Annotated in this window: 16 protein-coding genes; 8 read left to right on the top strand and 8 right to left on the bottom strand. The window is 68.1% G+C overall.

What is annotated here, in order from left to right:
- The first annotated feature begins 65 nt into the window (after positions 1–65).
- Positions 66–1,013 (top strand): SMI1/KNR4 family protein, encoded by a 948-nt coding sequence (locus ACPA54_RS30775; RefSeq protein ID WP_423534684.1) that lies wholly within the window; start codon positions 66–68, stop codon positions 1,011–1,013.
- Between the two features lie 76 nt (positions 1,014–1,089).
- Here the strand turns inward: ACPA54_RS30775 and ACPA54_RS30770 are convergent, their stop codons facing one another.
- Positions 1,090–1,734, bottom strand: a complete 645-nt coding sequence (locus ACPA54_RS30770) for a hypothetical protein (RefSeq protein WP_423534683.1) — start codon at positions 1,732–1,734, stop codon at positions 1,090–1,092.
- A 578-nt stretch (positions 1,735–2,312) separates the two neighbouring features.
- Here ACPA54_RS30770 and ACPA54_RS30765 point away from each other — a divergent pair.
- Positions 2,313–3,032 carry a hypothetical protein gene (locus ACPA54_RS30765; protein ID WP_423534682.1) on the top strand — a complete coding sequence of 240 codons (720 nt, stop codon included), beginning with the start codon at positions 2,313–2,315 and terminating at the stop codon, positions 3,030–3,032.
- 526 nt (positions 3,033–3,558) lie between these two features.
- Here the strand turns inward: ACPA54_RS30765 and ACPA54_RS30760 are convergent.
- From ACPA54_RS30760 to ACPA54_RS30745, 4 genes are all read right to left on the bottom strand, one after another.
- Positions 3,559–4,482 (bottom strand): hypothetical protein, encoded by a 924-nt coding sequence (locus tag ACPA54_RS30760; RefSeq protein ID WP_423534681.1) that lies wholly within the window; start codon positions 4,480–4,482, stop codon positions 3,559–3,561.
- Positions 4,483–4,804: 322 nt separating this feature from the next.
- A complete protein-coding gene (locus tag ACPA54_RS30755; protein ID WP_423534680.1) occupies positions 4,805–5,497 on the bottom strand; it encodes an alpha/beta fold hydrolase in 693 nt (230 codons plus the stop codon).
- Positions 5,498–5,626: 129 nt separating this feature from the next.
- A complete protein-coding gene (locus tag ACPA54_RS30750) occupies positions 5,627–6,445 on the bottom strand; it encodes an SDR family NAD(P)-dependent oxidoreductase (protein WP_423534679.1) in 819 nt (272 codons plus the stop codon).
- Complete coding sequence (locus ACPA54_RS30745; RefSeq protein WP_423534678.1) at positions 6,442–7,389, bottom strand: sugar phosphate isomerase/epimerase family protein; 948 nt, start codon at positions 7,387–7,389, stop codon at positions 6,442–6,444. The genes ACPA54_RS30750 and ACPA54_RS30745 overlap by 4 nt, the downstream gene beginning before the upstream one ends.
- Before the next feature lie 177 nt (positions 7,390–7,566).
- Here ACPA54_RS30745 and ACPA54_RS30740 point away from each other — a divergent pair, with 177 nt between their 5' ends.
- From ACPA54_RS30740 to ACPA54_RS30725, 4 genes are all read left to right on the top strand, one after another.
- A complete protein-coding gene (locus ACPA54_RS30740) occupies positions 7,567–8,358 on the top strand; it encodes an IclR family transcriptional regulator (protein ID WP_423534677.1) in 792 nt (263 codons plus the stop codon).
- Between the two features lie 115 nt (positions 8,359–8,473).
- Positions 8,474–9,124 carry a nuclear transport factor 2 family protein gene (locus tag ACPA54_RS30735; protein WP_423534676.1) on the top strand — a complete coding sequence of 217 codons (651 nt, stop codon included), beginning with the start codon at positions 8,474–8,476 and terminating at the stop codon, positions 9,122–9,124.
- 359 nt (positions 9,125–9,483) lie between these two features.
- The gene (locus ACPA54_RS30730) at positions 9,484–10,206 is read left to right on the top strand and encodes an alpha/beta fold hydrolase (RefSeq protein ID WP_423534675.1); all 723 of its coding nucleotides are present in this window, start codon (positions 9,484–9,486) and stop codon (positions 10,204–10,206) included.
- Between the two features lie 1,094 nt (positions 10,207–11,300).
- Positions 11,301–12,638, top strand: coding sequence for an outer membrane protein assembly factor BamB family protein (locus ACPA54_RS30725; RefSeq protein WP_423534674.1), 1,338 nt, complete (start codon positions 11,301–11,303; stop codon positions 12,636–12,638).
- Between the two features lie 314 nt (positions 12,639–12,952).
- Here ACPA54_RS30725 and ACPA54_RS30720 read toward each other — a convergent pair whose 3' ends face one another.
- Positions 12,953–13,816 carry a helix-turn-helix transcriptional regulator gene (locus ACPA54_RS30720; protein ID WP_423534673.1) on the bottom strand — a complete coding sequence of 288 codons (864 nt, stop codon included), beginning with the start codon at positions 13,814–13,816 and terminating at the stop codon, positions 12,953–12,955.
- 97 nt (positions 13,817–13,913) lie between these two features.
- On the opposite strand from ACPA54_RS30720, the gene ACPA54_RS30715 reads away from it, so the two are divergent.
- Entirely contained in the window at positions 13,914–15,314 is a 1,401-nt protein-coding gene (locus tag ACPA54_RS30715; protein WP_423534672.1) for an MFS transporter, read from the top strand.
- A 483-nt stretch (positions 15,315–15,797) separates the two neighbouring features.
- Positions 15,798–16,418: a hypothetical protein gene (locus tag ACPA54_RS30710; protein WP_423534671.1), complete on the top strand. Its 621-nt coding sequence runs from the start codon at positions 15,798–15,800 to the stop codon at positions 16,416–16,418.
- A 222-nt stretch (positions 16,419–16,640) separates the two neighbouring features.
- Here the strand turns inward: ACPA54_RS30710 and ACPA54_RS30705 are convergent, their stop codons facing one another.
- Both ACPA54_RS30705 and ACPA54_RS30700 read right to left on the bottom strand, forming a co-directional pair.
- Positions 16,641–17,318 carry a YceI family protein gene (locus tag ACPA54_RS30705; protein WP_423534670.1) on the bottom strand — a complete coding sequence of 226 codons (678 nt, stop codon included), beginning with the start codon at positions 17,316–17,318 and terminating at the stop codon, positions 16,641–16,643.
- 193 nt (positions 17,319–17,511) lie between these two features.
- Positions 17,512–17,973 carry a YybH family protein gene (locus tag ACPA54_RS30700; protein WP_423534669.1) on the bottom strand — a complete coding sequence of 154 codons (462 nt, stop codon included), beginning with the start codon at positions 17,971–17,973 and terminating at the stop codon, positions 17,512–17,514.
- Positions 17,974–18,311 lie beyond the last annotated feature (338 nt).

Raw genomic sequence — 18,311 nt, 5'->3', positions numbered from 1 at the left:
CACGGGGTTTGCCGGGAACGGCAGTGGGGCGCGGCGAGGTCGGAGACGTACGTTTCACTGCTGCCATGGATGAAGAAGTGGATGAAGAAGAACTGCTCGCCATCGTCCAGCGGTTGGTCTGGCACGACGCGACAGGCCCGTTGGAGTGCCGACGGGACGGGCACCAGGCGGGTCACGTATGCCTGTCCGCGTCCGGTGACATCGCCTATGCCGCACTGACCGCGAAACTCGGCGACTGGTTCGGGCCGCCACGCGGCCTCGTCGCGCACGGGCAGGTCGATTCGGCCGCGACCGGGGCGTACGGGCGGCCGCTGCTCGCGCCGTTCGGCGAGGAACTGGTCGAGATGGCGGCGTGGGCATACGCCGGCAGGTGGGTCGGAAGCGGCACGACGAGCACCGGCGACGGCCTGCATCCGGTCGTGGTCGTCGCCGCAAGGCCCGACCCGGCAGCGGGCGGCGTGCCCGAGGACGCGTCCTGGGTGGAGCGCGTCGTTGCCGTCACAGGCTGGGAGCCCTGCCGCGGGCCTCGTTCTGTCGACTGGGCGGCTGTCGAGCGTCGGCTGGGAACGGCACTGCCCGGCGACTACAAGCAACTGGCCGAGATCTTCGGGCACGGCGCCTTCGACGGCTACTTGGAACTGTCCGTCCCGGATGCCTCGTTCGCGCACGCGGATCTTGTCCGGCAGAGCGAGTCGCTCGCCGCCTTCGCGCGAACGCACGGTAACGGGCAGTGGGAGCCGCACTCGCTGTTCCCCGCTCCCGGCGGGCTGCTGCCATGGGCGGCGTCCGAGCAGGCGGACCGGTTCTACTGGCTCACCGACGGCCCCGACCCGGACAAGTGGCCCATCGTGATGTCGGAGGACATCCCCGACTCATGGGAGCAGTACGACGGATCGACCGCCGAGTTCGTCTACCGCATGCTGACCGACCGGCAGCACCCGTTCTCGACCGCACGGCACTTCGACGTCCACTGGTTCCAAAGCTACGCACGGGGCGAAGCCGCCGACGGGTGAGTCGGAAGGCCTGCGCGGGTGTTCCCTGCCGAAGAGCCTCTTGGCCGCGGCAGCGGTTGTTGCGGATTCCACGCCCTCAGAGCCGGAACGCCGCCGCGATGCTCTCGGTGAGAGCGTCTTCGGCCGTCGCGCTGTCGACCTGGAGGGCTTGCAGGTGGAGACGCTGGGTCTCCTCACGAAGGTGCTCCGTGAACAACCGATCGCGAACGGCGAGATTGTGCGCCGCTCGTGCCGGATCACTGGTCTTCCCGACAAACCCGTCACTCGGAAGCGCTCTGCTCCGCAAGGCCGCCTCCCGGAACTCGGGCGTGGGGAGCAGCCACACCGCATGCTCGGGCGCGGCCAGCAGAGGTCGCACGAGACGGGGAAGCAGCCGGAACCCTTCGACGACCACGCACGGCTCCCGCGGCAGCCGAAGCAGGTCGTCGACGATCAGCCCGAAGCCCTCGCCGCGAAACCAGTGAAAGGTGTCGAGCATGGTTGCGGGGGTCCGGTCCACCCACCGCTCGTCCATGCCCATCGCCATGAACCGGTGCAGGAAGGGGGCATCCTCGGGCGTGCTCCGGCGCGCGTGATCCGCCATCGCGTCGTCGGTCGCGTACAGCCGCCAGCCGTACCGATCCGCGAGCCGCCGCGCGACCGTCGACTTGCCCGCCCCAGGCCCGCCGCCGATCCAATAGACGTGCCGGAGCCGATCCGCGAACTCGGCAGCGTCAGCCATGATTTCCTCACGCGCCGGCCACTGGCCGCAAAGGCGCTCGGCCGAGCACCGACGCCGCCGGCAACCGGCTGTCTACTTGGTCAAGTCCGAAGTGTTCGATGCCAGGAGTGCAGGCACTGGCCCCGAAACATCGTTCGTGGGCGTCTCTACCGTAGGCATCGACACATATGCCACCACAGTGTAGGCGCGAGGATCCGCCCACACTTCGGGCCAGTTGACCCGGGCGTGACGTCCATGGGGACGTGGACAGAACCTGACTACGAGGCTTCTCCGGGCTTGGCGGCCACACCGACGCACTTGCGACCCGCCCCCGCCGTCCCTTTTCGCGGAATCGATCGTCGGATGCAGATTGGCGCGCCGTTCGTCCGCAGGTACTGCTACCGCTTGCGCTGGCTCTCGCGTACCCGCTCGACCCTTTCGGCGTGAGTGCTCACCCTGCCGTTCCGCAGGGCGAGGAGTTCGGCGTCGGGCAGAACTCTAAACCGGTAACTCTGCTGATTCGTGCCCTTCAAGTGCTGCGGAACACTGGAAGAACAACCACGTTCGCTGTGGTCAAAATGGATAGTTAAGGAAATGGTGTGCCAACGCTTCGTTCGATCGTGTTTGCCGTCGCCGTCGTTCCGGCCCTGACATTCACTGCAGCGTGCAGTGACAGCAAGGGTGACGATGCCAAGAACTCTGGACCCATATCGAGTTCGTCGCGTGCCGACAACCCGAGTGGTGGCGGCGGGACCGGGAAGGCTGCCAGCAACGAGCAGTTGCAGAAGGCCATGCTGCTGCCCGCGGATCTCGGGGGGAGTTGGGCAGCCGACCCGGAGGGTGTCGGCGGCGATGCGAAGATGACGCTGCTCAAGGAGGAATGCATGCCGGTGGTCGGCCTGTTCAGCCCCCTCAGCGGCGCCGTCCAGCCCGACGGCAAGGCTGAGGCGGGCTTTACGAACGACGCCTCGGCGGTCGCCATGACGGTGCGACTGACATCCTTCAAGAATGCCGAGAAGGTCCTGGCCGACGCCCAGTCGGCCCTCGACGAGTGCCCGCTCATCACGGGAAAGGATGCGGATGGCGGCTCCATCAGCCTCACCGTGACCACTGCGGCAGCACCGAAGCTCGGCGACCAGTCGGTGGCGTTCGCGGCGAATATCTCTGACGGCAGCGACAGCGTGCATATGTCCGTCACCGCGGTCCGTGCGGGCAATACCGTGGAGACCATGGTCACCACGTCCGCCGACGGGGCTGCTGCCCCGGCTGACGAGACGCTGCTGAAGAAGCAGGTGGAGAAGATAGCCCAGATCGGCTAGCAATCGGACGCCCCCACATGAGCCGTGGCGCAGGAGAGGACAATCCTGCGCCACGGCTCTCCTGTTTCCGGAATCCCCGAGGGTGACCGGATCAGTGGACTGTGGCTTTTACGGCCGGGTCGATTATGCTCACGCCGGCACCGGGACAACTCCGCTGGATGAACCGCTCCGGAATTGGCGGAGACTTTATGCGTTGACTCCAGTATGACCGGACCGAATCCGCATCGACATCGCGAATGCGGTGCTGAGCCGCTCTCCTTCGCCGGCAACGACAGCGCTGGTCTGCGCCCCGTTCAGCCTCCTCTACGGCCAACAGGGCCGAACGGGAGCCGATCGCGTCCGGCGGATCAGCGCGTCGGGCTTGGGCCTTGGCCTTCACCCGAAGGAGTGCGACCGTCGGTGTTGCCAGTTGCGCGATCGCGGTGATGCCGGCAGCAGGCGACGCCGGTGACGACCTGTCCTGTGTCGTCTCCGGCGCCAACCGCTGGTACCTCACACGCGCTGCCGGTCTCGTCGGTATGGCAGGTCAGCGCGCAAGCAGGCCGCTGTACAGGTAGACGTTGCTGGTCGGCATCCCGGGCCTGGTGATGGTGCCATGCAGGAAGTCGTTGATGTGCCGGCCGTCGTCGGTGGCCATCGCCCAGTAGAGGAGGGTCAGATCGCCGGTTTCGGTGTGGCAGGTTTGTGTGGCGGGGTCGAGCTCGGCGGTGTTGCCGCGCACGCTGAACGACCAGTTGCAGCCGTCCGCAGTGTGCGCGTTGATCCGACCCTTGGCCGCGCGGTCGGCGGTGATGTGAAGTGCGTCCTGTGCCGGGTAAGCCATGCCCTGGTCGGTGACGGCCACGTTGACAAGAGAGTGCATGTCCGCGGGAGTACGGGTGTAGTCGCCGACGAAGCCGTGGATGAACTTCCCGCCGTCCCGGCCCGGCACCACCTTGGTACGGGAGCCGGTCTTCATAGTGCCGATGAGATCAACGCCGTCGGGCTGGTGGCTGATGGCGGTGATCTGCTCGGTCTCTCGATTGCCCTTGACCTGTACGTTCCACTTCGTGAGGTTGCCCCATGACCCAACAGCCGGGTTGAAGCACTGCTGGGTGGTGGAAGACAGTTCCAGGCCGGTCCGCGTGACCTTGAAGTTCCAGGTGCAGCCCTGATCGCTCGTCCCGTTGACCGTGCCATTGGGGCCTGGTGTGAAGAGCTCCCAACCAACTTGAGGTACCCGCAACGGCAGCGGCAACGCACGGTCGCACGCCCCGGTCCCGTCCGGGCAGGCCAAGACCGAGACGTTGTTGAGCGTCAGTTCGTTCGGCTGGTCGTAGTTCCAGTATCCGAGATACTTCGCCATGTCCGCGTTCGCGTTGGCCGCAGCCTCGGTCGGCGCGAGTGATGTGCTGACGAGGGCGGCGAAGAGTGCGCCGATAACAGCGCAGATGACGAACGTGGTACGCACGCGTACTCGCACGAAGTGGGGGAGAGATGGCACGTAGATCCCCTTGGCAGAAGGTCTGAAGTCGGCTGCGACTGGTGTCGGCCGTCTGGGAACGCCGGGGTCACTGATCGGTCTTCGCGGCAAGAAGCGAAGTATCAGTGTTGGTGGTGCCAACATAGTAAGTGTTGGTTCTACCCACAAGTGCTCGGGCCGAGAAGCGCCGAAACGGCGTGCTCGGCACCCACTCCCGGGGCATCCACTTCAGGTAGGCAAAACGGGCGCACACGGTCCGCGTCGAGCGCCGGGTGACCATGGCAACCCCCTGTGCGCGGTGCGGCGGTGCTCAGTGCCGGTCGAGCAGCGCGAGGACGGTGTCGGGATCGTCCTCGTGTATCCAATGGCCCGCGCGTTCGACGGTGACGACTTCGAAGCCGGCGCGCACCAGCCGGTCAGCGCGAGCCTCGGTCACCAAGGGGCTCGGGTCCGCGGCGAGGACCAGTGACGGCACTGCCGCCCGCTCTGGCCACGTGGTGCGTTCCAGGTCGTGCATCGCCGTGGTTTCCGGGTCCCATCGGCGCAGCGCCTCCTGGCGGTGGTTCCACGCCTGCGGATCCCACAACGGATGCGCCTTGGCGATGTCGTCGAGGGACCAGTCCTTCAACGCGACGAACATGGGCATGCCCTCGCCGTAGGTGCTGCCCGCTGCGGGCTTCCACGGCGGGTCGAGGTAGATCGCGCGACTCGGTCGGAGGCGTTCGACGGCCAGCGACAGCACCACGGCACCGAGCGAATGGCCCACTGCCAGCGCGGGCTCCGGCGGCACCGCGGCCACCAGGTCGTCGGCCCACGCGTCGCGGCTGTACGCGCCCCGAGGGCTCAGGCCGTGGCCGCGCAGGTCGACTGCCCGTACGTGGAACCCCCGGTCGGCGAGCGCCGGCCCGATCCGCCACCAAGACGACGAGTCGGCCGAAAGCCCGTGGACGAGCACCGCGTCGCGGTTCCCCGATCCCCATTCCTCGACGTGCAGTTCACTCACGATGCTCCCTTTCGCCTTGCAGCGACCGGACGGCCGCCCTCCCACGTGTTCGTGCATCAGCAGCCTTGTCGAAGCTCCTTGCCACCGCCCACGCCCGGCTTCCGCCGGGTGGAACCCCGGGCATCCGGTTCACGGCGCGACGGGCGCGAGCTGTCCGCCGCCGCACACGTGCAGCACTTCGCCGCTGATGAAGGTCGCCCGGTCGGACACCAGGAAGGCGATCGCGTCGGCGACTTCGCCCACGGTGCCGACCCGGCCCAGGGGGGACAGCGATGCCTGCCCCTCGATGAGCGCATCCACTTCGTCAGAACCGCGTCCGGCGACGGTGAACGGGGTCGCCAGGAATCCCGGGGCAACGGCGTTGGCGACCACTCCGATCGGGCCGAGTTCGCGCGCGAGTGACCGGGTGAGCCCCACCACGGCCGCCTTCGATGTCGTGTAGGCGGGTGGCCCGCCCGCGACCCACACGCGCGAGGACACATTGACGACACTGCCACCACCCTGCCGCTCCCACAGCGGACGGATCGCTTTGGCCAGGAGGAATGGGCCGCGTACGTTGACCGCCATGACGAGGTCCCAGTCCTCGACGTCCAGTTCGTCCAAGCCACCGCGCCGCTGCACGGCCGCATTGTTGATCAGCATGTCGATCCGCCCGGTGCGCGCGGCGATGTCGCGCACGAGCGCGGTGACCGAGTCCGGGTCTCCCACGTCGGCCTGCTGCGCCGACGCCGATCCCGGGCCGAGCCTCGCGTCGATGTCCTCGGCGGTGCGCACCGCCGCGGGAAGGTCCAGGTCGGCGACGACCACGTGGTGCCCGTCGTCGGCCAGTCGGTGGGAGACGGCCGTGCCGAGTGCGCCACCGCCTCCGGTGACGAGGGCGACGCGGCCGGTCGGCGGCTGCGGACCGCGGGCACCACGGTCGGTGCGGGACGGGACCGAGAAGTTCATGTGCTCCTGCCGGGGGTGTCGGAACGCTGGGCGTCGGGCGGCGTGACGGTGCTGTGTGTGAGCCAGGCCGTCAGCAGCGCCTCGTTGTGGCGGAGTGTCTGCGCGGGGGGCCGGTGCGTGCTCAGGTCCTCCAGGGAGACCCATCCGGCGTAGCCGATGTTGTCCAAGTGGTCGAGGAAGGCGGGGGCATCGACCTGTCCTTCGTCAAGGGGGACCCATCGCGAGCGCCATGCGCCCGCGGAGGTGCGTTCCCACGCCGCGTTCTTGAGATGGACGTGGGCGAGGTGCGGCCCGAGGGCCGCCGTCGCGACGCGAGGGTCTTCGTATCCCTCGATCACGGTGTTCCCGATGTCGTAGATCACGCCGACCTGTTCCGGGGGCAATCCGTCGACCAGTCGGCGCGCGGCGGACGCGCTCGCGCAGACGGTGCGCTGATGCATCTCCACCAGGACCCGGACGCCGTGCCGCGCGCAGATTTCGCCGGCTCTCGCGACGAACCGGCGCGAGTCGCGCAGGACTTGGTCCACGGGCTCGCCGGACATGTACTCCGCGGCCCGCAGCCGCAGCCCGCCCGCTCGCGCCCGCGCCGCGAGGGAGGCATGCCGTTCGACGCCGTCGAGGTCTCCCACCCGGAGATACGGATTCCAGGCGATCGTTGCCACCCCTGCCGCGCCCGCGAGCCGCGCGGCTTCGTCCGCGGCGTCCTCACATGCGGTCAGGGTTGCAGCGTTGCGGCCGAGGAAAGACACCGGTTCGTCCGGCGGCCCCGACCACCGTTCGTCGGTGACACGCCACTCGACGCCGGCCAGTACGGGCGAGTGCGCGACCTGTTCCACGACCTCGGCCGGGGACAGATGCGGGGTGCAGACGGTGTACACACCTACCCGCCACCGCCGCCCGGATTGTGGCTGCGCGTCGCTGCGTACTGCGTGGCGTGCCGACATCGGGTTCTTCCCTCCTCAGGCCGTCCGATGATCCGGCGACCGACGGATGCTGCAACGATCTTGCGGGATCACCTCCGCCGGAGCCATGGTGTGCTTCCACCCGGTGGACGACGAGGCCGCGGCCTGGGCGATACCCGGATCGGGGCCGTCGCGATGAGCCGCAATCGGAGGGACGCCGTGGGAGGCAACACACGTGACGCAGGACGGACCACGCTCAACCGCGTCTTCGCCGTACTCGAGGCCTTCACCGCCGAGGCACCGTCCCTGTCGCTGACCGAGGTTGCCGACGGCGCCGGCCTGCCGATGGCCACCGCGCACCGAATCATCGCGGAGCTCGTCGCCTGGGGCGCGCTGGAGCGCCTGCCGGACGGCCGGTACCACGTCGGGCTGCGCCTGTGGGAAGTCGGCTCGCTCGCACCCCGTCGACGGGACCTGCGCACGGGTGCGCTGCCGTTCATGCAGGACCTGTACGAGGCGACCCACGAGAACGTGCAACTCGCCGTGCGGGACGGCGCGCAAGCACTGATTCTGGAGAGCCTTTCGGGCCCTCGGTCGGTGGGAACCGTCACCGAGGTCGGCGGCCGGCTGCCGCTCCACGCGACAGGGGTGGGCAAGGTCATCCTGGCCTGGTCCGAACCCGAACTGACCCACAGTGTCGTTGAGGAGGGGCTGCGCAGGTACACCCCCCACACGATCACCGCGGCGGGCCGCCTGGTCGGCGGGCTGGCCCGCGTGCGTTCGGAGCATGTGGCGTATTCGTTGGAGGAGATGACGCTGGGGGCGGTCTCGGTGGCGGCGCCGGTGCTGGGCCCGGGCGGAAGCCTTCGGGCGGCGCTCGCGATCGTGGTCCGGTCTGCGACGGACCTGCGCCGATACACGCCTGCGGTGCGCGCGGCGGCGCTCGGCATCGCGCGCCGACTGCCCGTCGACGGCTCGGCTCCGACGGGTGCCGCTTCCGCCCGGCGGTAGCGGACGCGGGCGACCGGCCCGATTGTCTCCCAGCATGGGGAGCGCCGGAACTCGGCGACGGCCGGAACCCGCGGAGACGGCCTCAATCGGACGGAATCGAAGGCAAGGAGACGGTGTGGTCACCGAACCGACCGGTGGGCTGGTCGCGGCCTCGGCCCGCGAACGCGAGGATCACGCGCAGATCCGGGACCTGATCGAAAGCTGGGTGCTGTACCGGGATTCCGCGGACTGGGAGGCGTTTCGCGGAGTCTGGCACTCCGGCGCGTGGATGACCGCAACGTGGTTCCAGGGACCTGCGGAGGACTTCGTGGAGGCGAGCCGCGCCGGCTTCGACGCCGGTGTGGAAATCCTCCACGCGCTCGGCGGATTCACATGTCGGTCCAACGGCTCGCGCGCGATCGCGCACACCCGCATGTCGATCCAGCAGCGCGGCGAGATCGATGCCGTGCTGGTCGACGTCACCTGCGTCGGCCGCTTCTACGATTTCCTGGAACACCGAGACGGCAAGTGGGGCCTCGTACGCCGGCAGCCCGCCTACGACCGTGACCGCCTCGACACCGTGGATCCGCTGGCCGAACTGCGATTGGACCCCGCCATCCTGGACCGGTTCCCGGTCGGCTACCGGCATTTGGCCTACCTCCAGGAGCAGGCCGGATATCGGGTGCACCAAGGACTGCCCGGACTGCGCGGCGCCGAGATCGACCAGCTCTACCGCGAAGGGGACGCATGGCTCGCGGGTTCCGCGCGTCCTGGAAGGTATCTGTAAGCGCTTCTCCCCTTGGGGGACGCATTGTGGGATGGAGGTTGCTCCTCCGCGGGAGTTCGTCGCCGTGCTGCCGACCGAGCATGTCGACTGCCGACCCCCTGGCAGGCAGTCGACATCGGTGCGAAGAGACCTGGGTCGGCAGCACGTGCCGCGCGAACAGGCCGATGCGATTGTGTTCTGGCGAACATGCACGGCCGACCGTACTCACAGACACCACGCCCCGGGCACCGGAGGATGAACGCCATGTCCTGGCATGCCTTTCGCCCGGCGGAACCTCAAGGTTGATCACCGTCCCAGGGGTTACGACAGTGGGGGCGTCGAGGCCCGACCGGCGTGCGAAACGATCACTACGGAGAAATATGAAACTGCGGGTTAGGGAATGGGGCACCGGCACCCGGCACGCCCTGCTCGTGCACGGACTCTTCAGTGACTCCCATACGTGGCACCGACTGGGGCCGGCTCTCGCCGACCGCGGCTACCACGTCCTGGCCCCCGACCTCCGCGGACACGGGGAGAGTCCGCGCGGCAGGTACTCGCCCTTCGACTGGGCGATGGACCTCGTCGACACACTGCCCAAACACGCCGACCTGGCGATCGGGCACTCGCTTGGCGGGCTTGTGCTGGGCATGTCCGCGGAACTCCTCGCGCCCCGCACCGCGGTCTACCTCGACCCGGCGTGGCGGCTCGAGGCGGCCACCGCGGACGAGTTCAGCAAGATCTGGTACTCGTGGCTCGAATGGACCGACATGGGGGAACTCAAGGCCCGCCTTGGCACGAGCTGGCCGGAGATCGACATCCGGCTGCGGTGGGAGTCGATGTGGCGGGCAGACCCGGCGGTAATTCCCGGCTTGGTGCCCGGCGGCGCCTACGACTACTCGCCGGAACGGGCCGGTATGCCGTCTCTGGTCCTCGCCTCGGACCCCAGCGACTTCATCACCCCCGACCACGCGGAGGATCTGCGCGCTCGAGGCCTGACCGTCGACGTCTTCACCGGCCGTGGCCATTCGGCATTCCGCGAGGATTTCGACGAGTTCCTCCGGCGTTTGGACGTCTGGTTGGCGGCGCTTCCCAACCGTCCGTGACGCTCGCCGGAGCGGAGAAGCGGTAGTTCTTCGAGGACGCTGCGGCGGTGCGGTCGCGGGTGCGCACCAGCGTCCCGTCCACGATCACCACCCCGTCCGCCCGCGGCTCGGCGCGCCGCGGATCGAGAGCGAGGTACGGGCTGGGCCGGGCCATGATCCGGTGCGCGGCCGCATGCGAGACCCTGAGAAGCGGACCGAGCACACCAGTTCGCGGTCCGCAGACTCCCGGCCGCGCCGGAAGGAGTCGCGGATGTAGGGCATCTGCCGCTCGACTCCGGGTCGGTTTCAACGCGCGGGGCGGTCGACCAAGGTGCCGTAGTGCTCGGCCAGTTCGGCGTAGGCCCGGTTGATCTTCGTCGTAGAGTGGGCATGCAGCCTCGACACAGGTACAGACACCTGGGGCCCCGCGGCCAGCGCCCGGTCTCTGGAGTGGCGTCGTGGGGCAGTGAGGTTGCCCTTCGGGCGCCGTCGGCCTCGTGTGTGTGGGGATTGCTCTTCTGGTTAGGGCGGGTCGAAGTACGAGGCCAGGTAGGCCCCATCGGCGCGGGGATTGCTCTTTCGACGAGTGCGGCGGCAGCAAGGAGAACGGGTCGTCCTTGCGCGGCGTGGGATGCTCCACGGTGCCCCGTGCACACTGGGCGGTTCCCCTGTGGTTTCGGTCGGTGTGCAGCCGGTAGCCGGTCCACTCTCGCGGGTTCTGGTTCGCCATTAGCGGCCCGCGTAACGGGTCGTCGCCCGGCGGCAGCGGCCCTCGCCGGAACTTTCTCGCCGCCCAGCAACAAGGGATGACCGGTCATGCAGAAAAGCACAGGAGGCATGCGCATGAGGGCAACATGCTGCGGTGGTTCTGCCCGACAGTGATCGATGGTCCGCAGGGGGGATGGACATGCGCATCAGTCTTATTCCGCGTGTAGGAACGAGAGTGACAAATGACTGCATCCTGGCCCCCGCCTTCGCCTGATCCCTCCCGGGGCGGCCCGTCTTCGGAGCACGGGACTGGTGGGTCCCGTCCGTGGACTGGTGCACAATCGGCATACCCGCCTCGGCCGGCTGGTCCGCCGCCCTCCAGGACACGGCGTAAGGCGCCGGCGGTCATGGCCATTGTGGTCACCCTGGCCGTCGTCGCGGGCCTGGGGGCGTGGTTCGCCTTCTCCGGTTCGGACACCAAGCACCCGAAGGCATCACCAACCGGATCAGCCGCTCGCCCAACTTCGGGTGTAGCGCCGGGGGTTAGCAGCCCGGCAACCATCAGCCTCGCACAAGCATGGACCGTCGGCGGCGCCGGAACCGGTGCGGCATCAGACGCCGTACGAGGCGGCTGGGCCGGCAATTCCAAGGTGTTCGTCGTGCGTGCATCCGGGGTCACCATGTACGACCCGGCTACAGGCGCGGTCAACGGGGAGGTCGCACTGCCTTCCACTCTCAAGACCATCTGCAACTCGATGGCCAAACCGGCCGGCGGGATCGGCTTGGTCGGATGGGCGGGCGCGTCCGGGGACTGCGACAGCGTCTCGGCGGTGGACCTGGCCGAAGGCACCGTCTTGTGGACCCAACAGCTGGAGGGGGTCGGCGCGCCGTGGGAGATGGCTCTCTCCGCCAACGAGACAGAAGCGGTGATCGGCGCCGGGTCATTCGTGTTCGCATACGACTTGCGCACCGGTTCTCCGCTGTGGACTTGGCAGTCGCCGCCGACAGGGGCCCTCGACGACCACTGGGACGTCCACGACGTCCTGGCGTCCCCGCAGAGCGTCGCGCTCACGCTCCAACGTGCCGACGACGCGGCCAACTACGTTGGGGCGGTTGCGTCCCTCGATCCCACAACCGGAGCCCTTCGCCGCCAAGCCGCCCTCGCCGACGGCCCGGACAGCTGGCCCAATCTTCTGTCCGCGTCGCCCATCATCGTGTTCGACCAATTCAGGCCCGCCGGTTCGGGCGGAGACCGCAAAGGCCGCATCATCGTCTTCGACGACGCACTCGCACCCCGCACGCAACTCCCGGGCGGCGACGACGGCATCACCGTCGAGCAGAGCAACCTCCTCGACGGACTCAACCGCTACTGCGGTGCAGTCGTCGTCCACGGGAACGTCTTGTATGCCGCCATCGGGTCGGCGGACGACGTTCGCAGCGTCGGCGCGTACGACCTGACCACCGGAAGGCGGATGTGGACCAAGTCAACGGGCGTGGTCGGCTACCCCCTGCCGCTTTCGGCTGACGACGAAGGGGTCCTTGTCCTGGTGGGCGAAGACCACGGCACGGACGCGGAGGTGCTGCGCATGTCTGCAGCCGACGGCAACCTGTCGACTATCCACACGCTGCACGGAGAAGACGTGACTGTTGACCCCGCAGGCCTCGCATATGTGCTGGGAGACCGGGTTCTGCTGTTCAACGGCTCCAGGTCCACACCGACGATCCAGGCCTTCGCAGTCAGCTGACGAAGTTGTGTGGCGCAGCACGTGCATCGCCGAGTGCACTGGCGGCCGGGCGTGCCCTCACCTCGCAAGACGGCGCCGTCGGGTGCAAAGTTGGGCCGGCGCCTTGATTTGGGCGATCTGCAGCGGTGTGAGGGACAGCGCGGATCCGGTTCCCCGGGGCAAGCCCCCGGGGAGCCTCAGTCGAGCCGGTAGCGCAGGTGCTGTTTCACCGGAAGACGGTGATGGTGCGTTGACCCCCCGTCGGTGAAAGTGCGGGGGCGCGCCCGAGGACGTTCTCGACGTCACGGCTGATCCCCCAGGGAGTTGAAGCCGAGTCAAAGGTTGAGGACGGATGCGGAACGGGCCGGAACCGGGTCCGGCTTGTCGAGAGCGAGCAGCGCGTCGTAGGAGGCGGTGCCGTGGGGCGCGGTGTAGGCCACGAGCCGCTGGCCAGGGGCGGTGGGGGCGGCCAGGACGGCGTAGTCCAGCGTCATACGGCCGGCCTCGGCGTGGTCCAGCACCTTGCGGCCCTCTACCTTGTGGCGCAACTCGCGTGCCCCCCAAAGGCGGCGGAAGTCCGGGCTGACATCGCTCATTTGGGCGACCAATCGGGTCAGCTTGAGATCGTCGGGGCGGTGCCCGGTGGCGGCGCGAAGGTGCGCGACGCAGTCGGCGGCGATGTCGGACCACTCGACGAACAGCCGCGGCGCTTCGGGGTGGGTGAAGACGTAACGGACGTTGTTGGGGCGGCGGGCGCCGGGGACGAGGTGACTGAAGAGCGCCGCAGCGGAGCTGTTCCACGCAAGGACGTCGCTGTGGCTGTCGATGATGTACGCCGCGGTCGGCGGGGTGAGCAGACGCAGCATGCTTCGTGCACCTGAGGCCGACGTCTCGGGTTCGGGCTGCCGGCGGGTCTGGCCGGCCAAGGCGAACAAGTGGTCGCATTCTGCCGACGTCAGGCGCAGGACGGCGGCCAGCGCATTCAGGACGCCTGCCGAAGGATTCGGGACGCGGCCCTGCTCAAGGCGCTGGTAGTAACCCGTGCTGATGCTGGCCAGGCCGGCGAGTTCCGCCCGGCGCAGACCAGCGGTGCGCCGCAGACCGACGCTGGACAGTCCGACCGCGCGCGGATCGAGTCCCACGCGGCGGGAGCGCAGGAACGTCCCTAGTTCGAGCGCCCGTTGGTTCCGCGTCACCATCCTGGTCCTCCTCCGCTCGTTGGTGGCAGTTGGGTGGCCCTACCTGGTCCACTCTGGCGGATTGCTACGGCATCATCGCGCGCAGCACGCTGGCGCGGTGACTGCCAAAGACCTCGCCGTATTGCCTCCGTCCGATCCTCCGATCGCGGTCACCGCGTCGGCCCGATGGACGTTGTTCGCGGCCTCCTTCGGCTTCCTGATGGTCAGTCTGGACGCCACGATCGTGAACGTCGCGCTGCCGACGCTGGGTGACGAACTCGGTGCCGGGCTGTCGCAGTTGCAGTGGGTCGTCGACGGCTACACCCTCACCTTCGCTGCCCTGCAGCTCATCGGAGGGGCGCTTGGCGACCGGCTGGGGGCACGGCGTGCCTTCATCGGCGGCCTAGGGCTGTTCGTAGCGGCGTCGCTGGTGTGTGGTCTGGCCGTCTGCCCAGGGATGCTGATTGCGGCACGCTTCGCGCAGGGGTTGGGCGCGGCCGTGCAACTGCCGGCGTCTTTGGCGATGATTCGCCATGCATATCCTGATGGGGCGGGGCGCACCCGTGCGGTGGGGGTGTGGGCGGCGGCCGGCGGGGGAGCGGTCGCGGCCGGGCCCGTGCTGGGCGGGCTGCTGCTGGTCTGGCTGGGTTGGCGGTCGCTGTTCCTGGTGAACTTGGTAATAGGCGGGATCGGCCTGGCCGCGACGCTGCGGGCACAGGGCACCCGGCTCGGGCGGGGACGGCGGGTGGACCCGCCGGGCCAGATCCTGGTGATCGCCGCGTTGGGCGGACTGGTGTTCGGCCTGATCGAGGGCGGCACCATGGGATGGGGGTCCGCCGGTGTGGTCGCGTCGTTCGTGTTGTCCGCGGTGGCGGGCGCCGGCTTCGTGTGGTGGGAGCGGCGGGCGCCGGAGCCGATCCTGCCCCCGCGACTGTTCAGCCATCGGATGTACTCCTGCGCCAATGTGGCCGGGTTCGTCCAAAACTTCGCCTACTACGGCATCGTGTTCCTGCTGAGCCTGTTCATGCAAAACGAACACGGCTACTCCGCGCTGAAGACCGGCCTGATCTTCCTTCCGATGAGCATCGCGGCGACGGCCTCCAACATCACGGGTGGCCGGCTGACCGCCCGTTGGGGACCTCGCATCCCGATGATGGCCGGCCAGTCCCTCTTCGCCTTGGGCCTGCTGGGACTGCTGCTGACCGGGCCGAACGAGAACGACTGGGCGATCTGGGCGGCAACCGTTGCCGCCGGCATCGGCGGCGGGACAGCCGTGCCGGCGATGTCCAGCGCCGTGCTCGAAGCCATTGAACCCGAGTACGCGGGCGTAGCCTCCGCCGGGCTCAATACCGCGCGGCAGGTAGGCGGCGCCGTCGGCGTCGCCCTGTTCGGGACCCTGGTTGCGGGGGACTTCCTGCACGGGCTGCGGCTGTCCCTCCTCATCGCGGCCCTGGCGCTGTTCGTCAGTTCGTCGATCACCGCCCGATGGGGGCTGCGTGGTCAACTGGGCACTTCATGAGGTTTGATTGCCCAGTGGTTGGCCGACCCAATTCGCCTTGACTACACGTCACGCCTGAGTCGCGACACCGGAACTATCAAGGCCACGAGGTGTTCGTCGGGGTGTGCTCCGAGATGAACTAGCCCATCAAAGGTGACTCGTCATGAATGAGACGCCCTCCTACGTCGCGCGCTTCTCACCACGGCGCGGTCAAGTCCTGCACGGCCCAGATTGTCTTGCCTCGCGTCGTGTGCCGAGTGCCCATTGCCAGGTCAACTGCGCTACCGTCCGACACTCGTACACGGCATAGGTGCAGGTTGCGCGGAGCTAACCGGTCGGGGCGGTTGGGTCCGTGTCCTCCGCTTGTCGGCGGGAACATCACGGGACGCGACCCACGTGCAGACACCGCATATGTCCCGGCCGCGGCACTATTCGCGCCTGCACGATCGTTGGCCCAGTACGATCCGCCCTCAGTACTGCCCAATCTTTGGAGGACCACGACCCGTGCCACACGTGCAGCCGGAAAGCGCCGACCTCAAAGCCCAATACGCCGCGCAGGTTGCAGCCGACCTGGAACGCAACGCCACGGACCAGCAACGCGTCAATGACGAACTCGCGCTACTGCAGGAGCAGTTGCGCGGTCTTCAGCGCGATCATGCCGTGCTGGAAGGGGTGCGGCAGGCCCTTGACCACGCTGATCGGATACATGTCAGCACCGAAGCACCAGGCCGGGCGGAAGTCCCCACGCCGCGACAAACCGCGTCCCGCCGCCGCACGAAGAAGCCGACGCCCGACGGCGTCCCGGCGAAAGCCAAGCCTGCGACAGTGAAGTCCCCGGGCAGGACCACACAAGCCGCCGGGCCGACTCTCGGCAAGCTCATCCGCGCTTACCTTGCGGAACAGGCCGAGCCTCGCTCCGCAGCCGAGATCACCGCTGCGCTCGCTGCCGCTCACCCCGCGCGCAGCATCAAGGCAACGGTCGTGCGAACGACCGCGGAGAACCTCGTCGCCAAGAGCCTGGCCGAACGCGCCAAGCAGGGGGCCTCCGTCTTCTACACAGCCACCCCGGTGGGCACCACGAACCTCGACGGCCCGAAGCCGGCAGCCGGAGAAACCACCGACTGACCCACCGCCGTCGACTCCCCACCCCGCCCGGGAAGTTGGGGCGCGCACGACACGGCAGGGAAATCTGCGCTGCCCCCCCGGCGGCACGCCGGTCGACCGCGTCGGGCGCCGAAACGCTGGGCGAGCAGCCATAGAGGAGGGGACGCGCCGTATGACTGACCGCCCCTCGTTCAGGATTGGCTGCTTGCCTTGCGGCGGGTGAGAACCTCGATGGTGCTGGGCTCACCCGCGGTACCCGGCAGCCGATTCCCCTTCGTTCCGTTCAAGGAGGACGGCCTCCAGTTCAAGTTCGATTGTGACCTTGTCACTGGCCACGGCGCCGGTCCACCGGCCGATGCCGAACTCCGATCGCTTGATCTCCGCGGTCGCGGAAAACCGCGCACGAGAGGTGCCGGCAGAATCCACACTGAACCCGTTCACCACGACGGTGAGAGGCACCTGCCGGGCCACACCGTGCAGCGTCAGTACACCGTCGACAACCCAGCCGCCATCGGTGTGGCGGACTCCGGTCGAGTTGTACGTGACCGACGGGTGCTGGTCGACTTCGAAGAAGTCCGCGGACCGGAGATGTTCGTCTCGCTTCGCGTTGCCGGTGTCCACGGACGCCAGGTCGAGCGTTACGGCAACCGACGAATCGTCGGGGTTCTCACGCGTGACGATCGTGGCGTTGAACCTGGTGAAGCGGCCCCGCAACTTGGTCACGAGTTGGCGAAGCGAGAATGCGACTTCGGAGTTTGACAACTCGGCTTGCCAAGCGCCGACCACGTAGCCGGGGATGGGGACCGTCGACGGTACAAAGTTCACGACATGGCTCCAACAAGGGGAGGCCGCAGCCTGCGCGGCACGGGCGGTGGTGGAAACGCCCAGGCAAGTTGCTTGAACGTGGAAGCGGTTGAACATCTCTCACGCATGCTCGCCGGCGCGCAGCAGCGCGAACCCGGGGTCGAGGCAGGCGGTACGACACCTCAACGGCGGCTTTGTAGCTCAGGTGGCAGCACCGATGTGCTCGCCTGGCAGCCTCTCGGTCTCGCCCATGCCGCAATGCGTGGCAATGAGCAGTCGCCTGGCGGGTGGGAAGCTCTTCGCCATCCCGCTAGTCGGTATGGCCGGATGCCCGTACGACGTGCGGCGAACCGGGCAGCGGGCTCGTGTCGAAGTACTTGACTTCGAAGACCCGCTCGGAGAACTTCCATCCCTCCGCGGTGCGCCGGTAACGATCATGGAACAGCGCATAGTTGAAGACCGAACTGCCGTCTCGCAGGCGCCCCAGCTCGCAAACGTAGGCGCGGCCCGACGCGGTGTCTCCGTCGAGGCGGGTCACGCCCTGCTGCGTGGTCTGCACCAGGAACTCCCACGCTTCTGCAAGGCTCTCGGCCCCGGCACGGATCGCCTGGCGACCAGAATGCTCGATGTCGGCGTCAGGGATGCGGAACACCGCGTCCTCGGTGAACAGCCAACCGAAGCGGTCGTAGTCGCTCATCATCGCCGCATCCGTGAACTCGCTTCGCAGCGCCTCGATCTCCATGCGGTCGGCGATAGCTTGCAGATCTTCCATCGGTACCCTCTCCTCACCTTGCCCGGCCTCCGCTCTGCGGATGGCCGACCCGTCTCACAACTCCGACGACGCAGCTGACGAAAACGCGAGGGCGTGGTCCGCATGTTGCCTTCACGGGTTCGCATCTTCTCCGCGGCCGCCGGTGGTCCGTGGTCGGTACACGAGGCCGTCTCCCTTCGGACTCGGGCTGAACGCAGCACATCGAAGCCAATACGGCTGCCAACCCGCGTACGCCCCGCACCGGGGGACTCAATGGTTTGGTGTTCGTCTGGGATGGCGACAAGTCCATCGGCTCCCTTCGTTTCATGTGCCGTCCCTTGGGACGAAACAGCACGCCG

The organism is Uniformispora flossi (genome assembly GCF_049534875.1).
Lineage (GTDB): Bacteria > Actinomycetota > Actinomycetes > Streptomycetales > Streptomycetaceae > Yinghuangia > Yinghuangia aomiensis.
Note: the sequence above shows the minus strand (reverse complement) of the source record. Positions and strands in the feature narration are given on the sequence as shown.

Bases quoted from the DNA above. Each gene is read 5' to 3' on its own strand.
- ACPA54_RS30775 (WP_423534684.1), top strand. From the start codon at position 66: ATGGATGAAGAAGTGGATGAAGAAGAACTGCTCGCCATCGTCCAGCGG.
- ACPA54_RS30770 (WP_423534683.1), bottom strand. From the start codon at position 1,734: ATGGCTGACGCTGCCGAGTTCGCGGATCGGCTCCGGCACGTCTATTGG.
- ACPA54_RS30750 (WP_423534679.1), bottom strand. From the start codon at position 6,445: ATGAACTTCTCGGTCCCGTCCCGCACCGACCGTGGTGCCCGCGGTCCG.
- ACPA54_RS30745 (WP_423534678.1), bottom strand. From the start codon at position 7,389: ATGTCGGCACGCCACGCAGTACGCAGCGACGCGCAGCCACAATCCGGG.
- ACPA54_RS30730 (WP_423534675.1), top strand. From the start codon at position 9,484: ATGAAACTGCGGGTTAGGGAATGGGGCACCGGCACCCGGCACGCCCTG.
- ACPA54_RS30725 (WP_423534674.1), top strand. From the start codon at position 11,301: ATGGCCATTGTGGTCACCCTGGCCGTCGTCGCGGGCCTGGGGGCGTGG.
- ACPA54_RS30720 (WP_423534673.1), bottom strand. From the start codon at position 13,816: ATGGTGACGCGGAACCAACGGGCGCTCGAACTAGGGACGTTCCTGCGC.
- ACPA54_RS30705 (WP_423534670.1), bottom strand. From the start codon at position 17,318: ATGTTCAACCGCTTCCACGTTCAAGCAACTTGCCTGGGCGTTTCCACC.
- ACPA54_RS30700 (WP_423534669.1), bottom strand. From the start codon at position 17,973: ATGGAAGATCTGCAAGCTATCGCCGACCGCATGGAGATCGAGGCGCTG.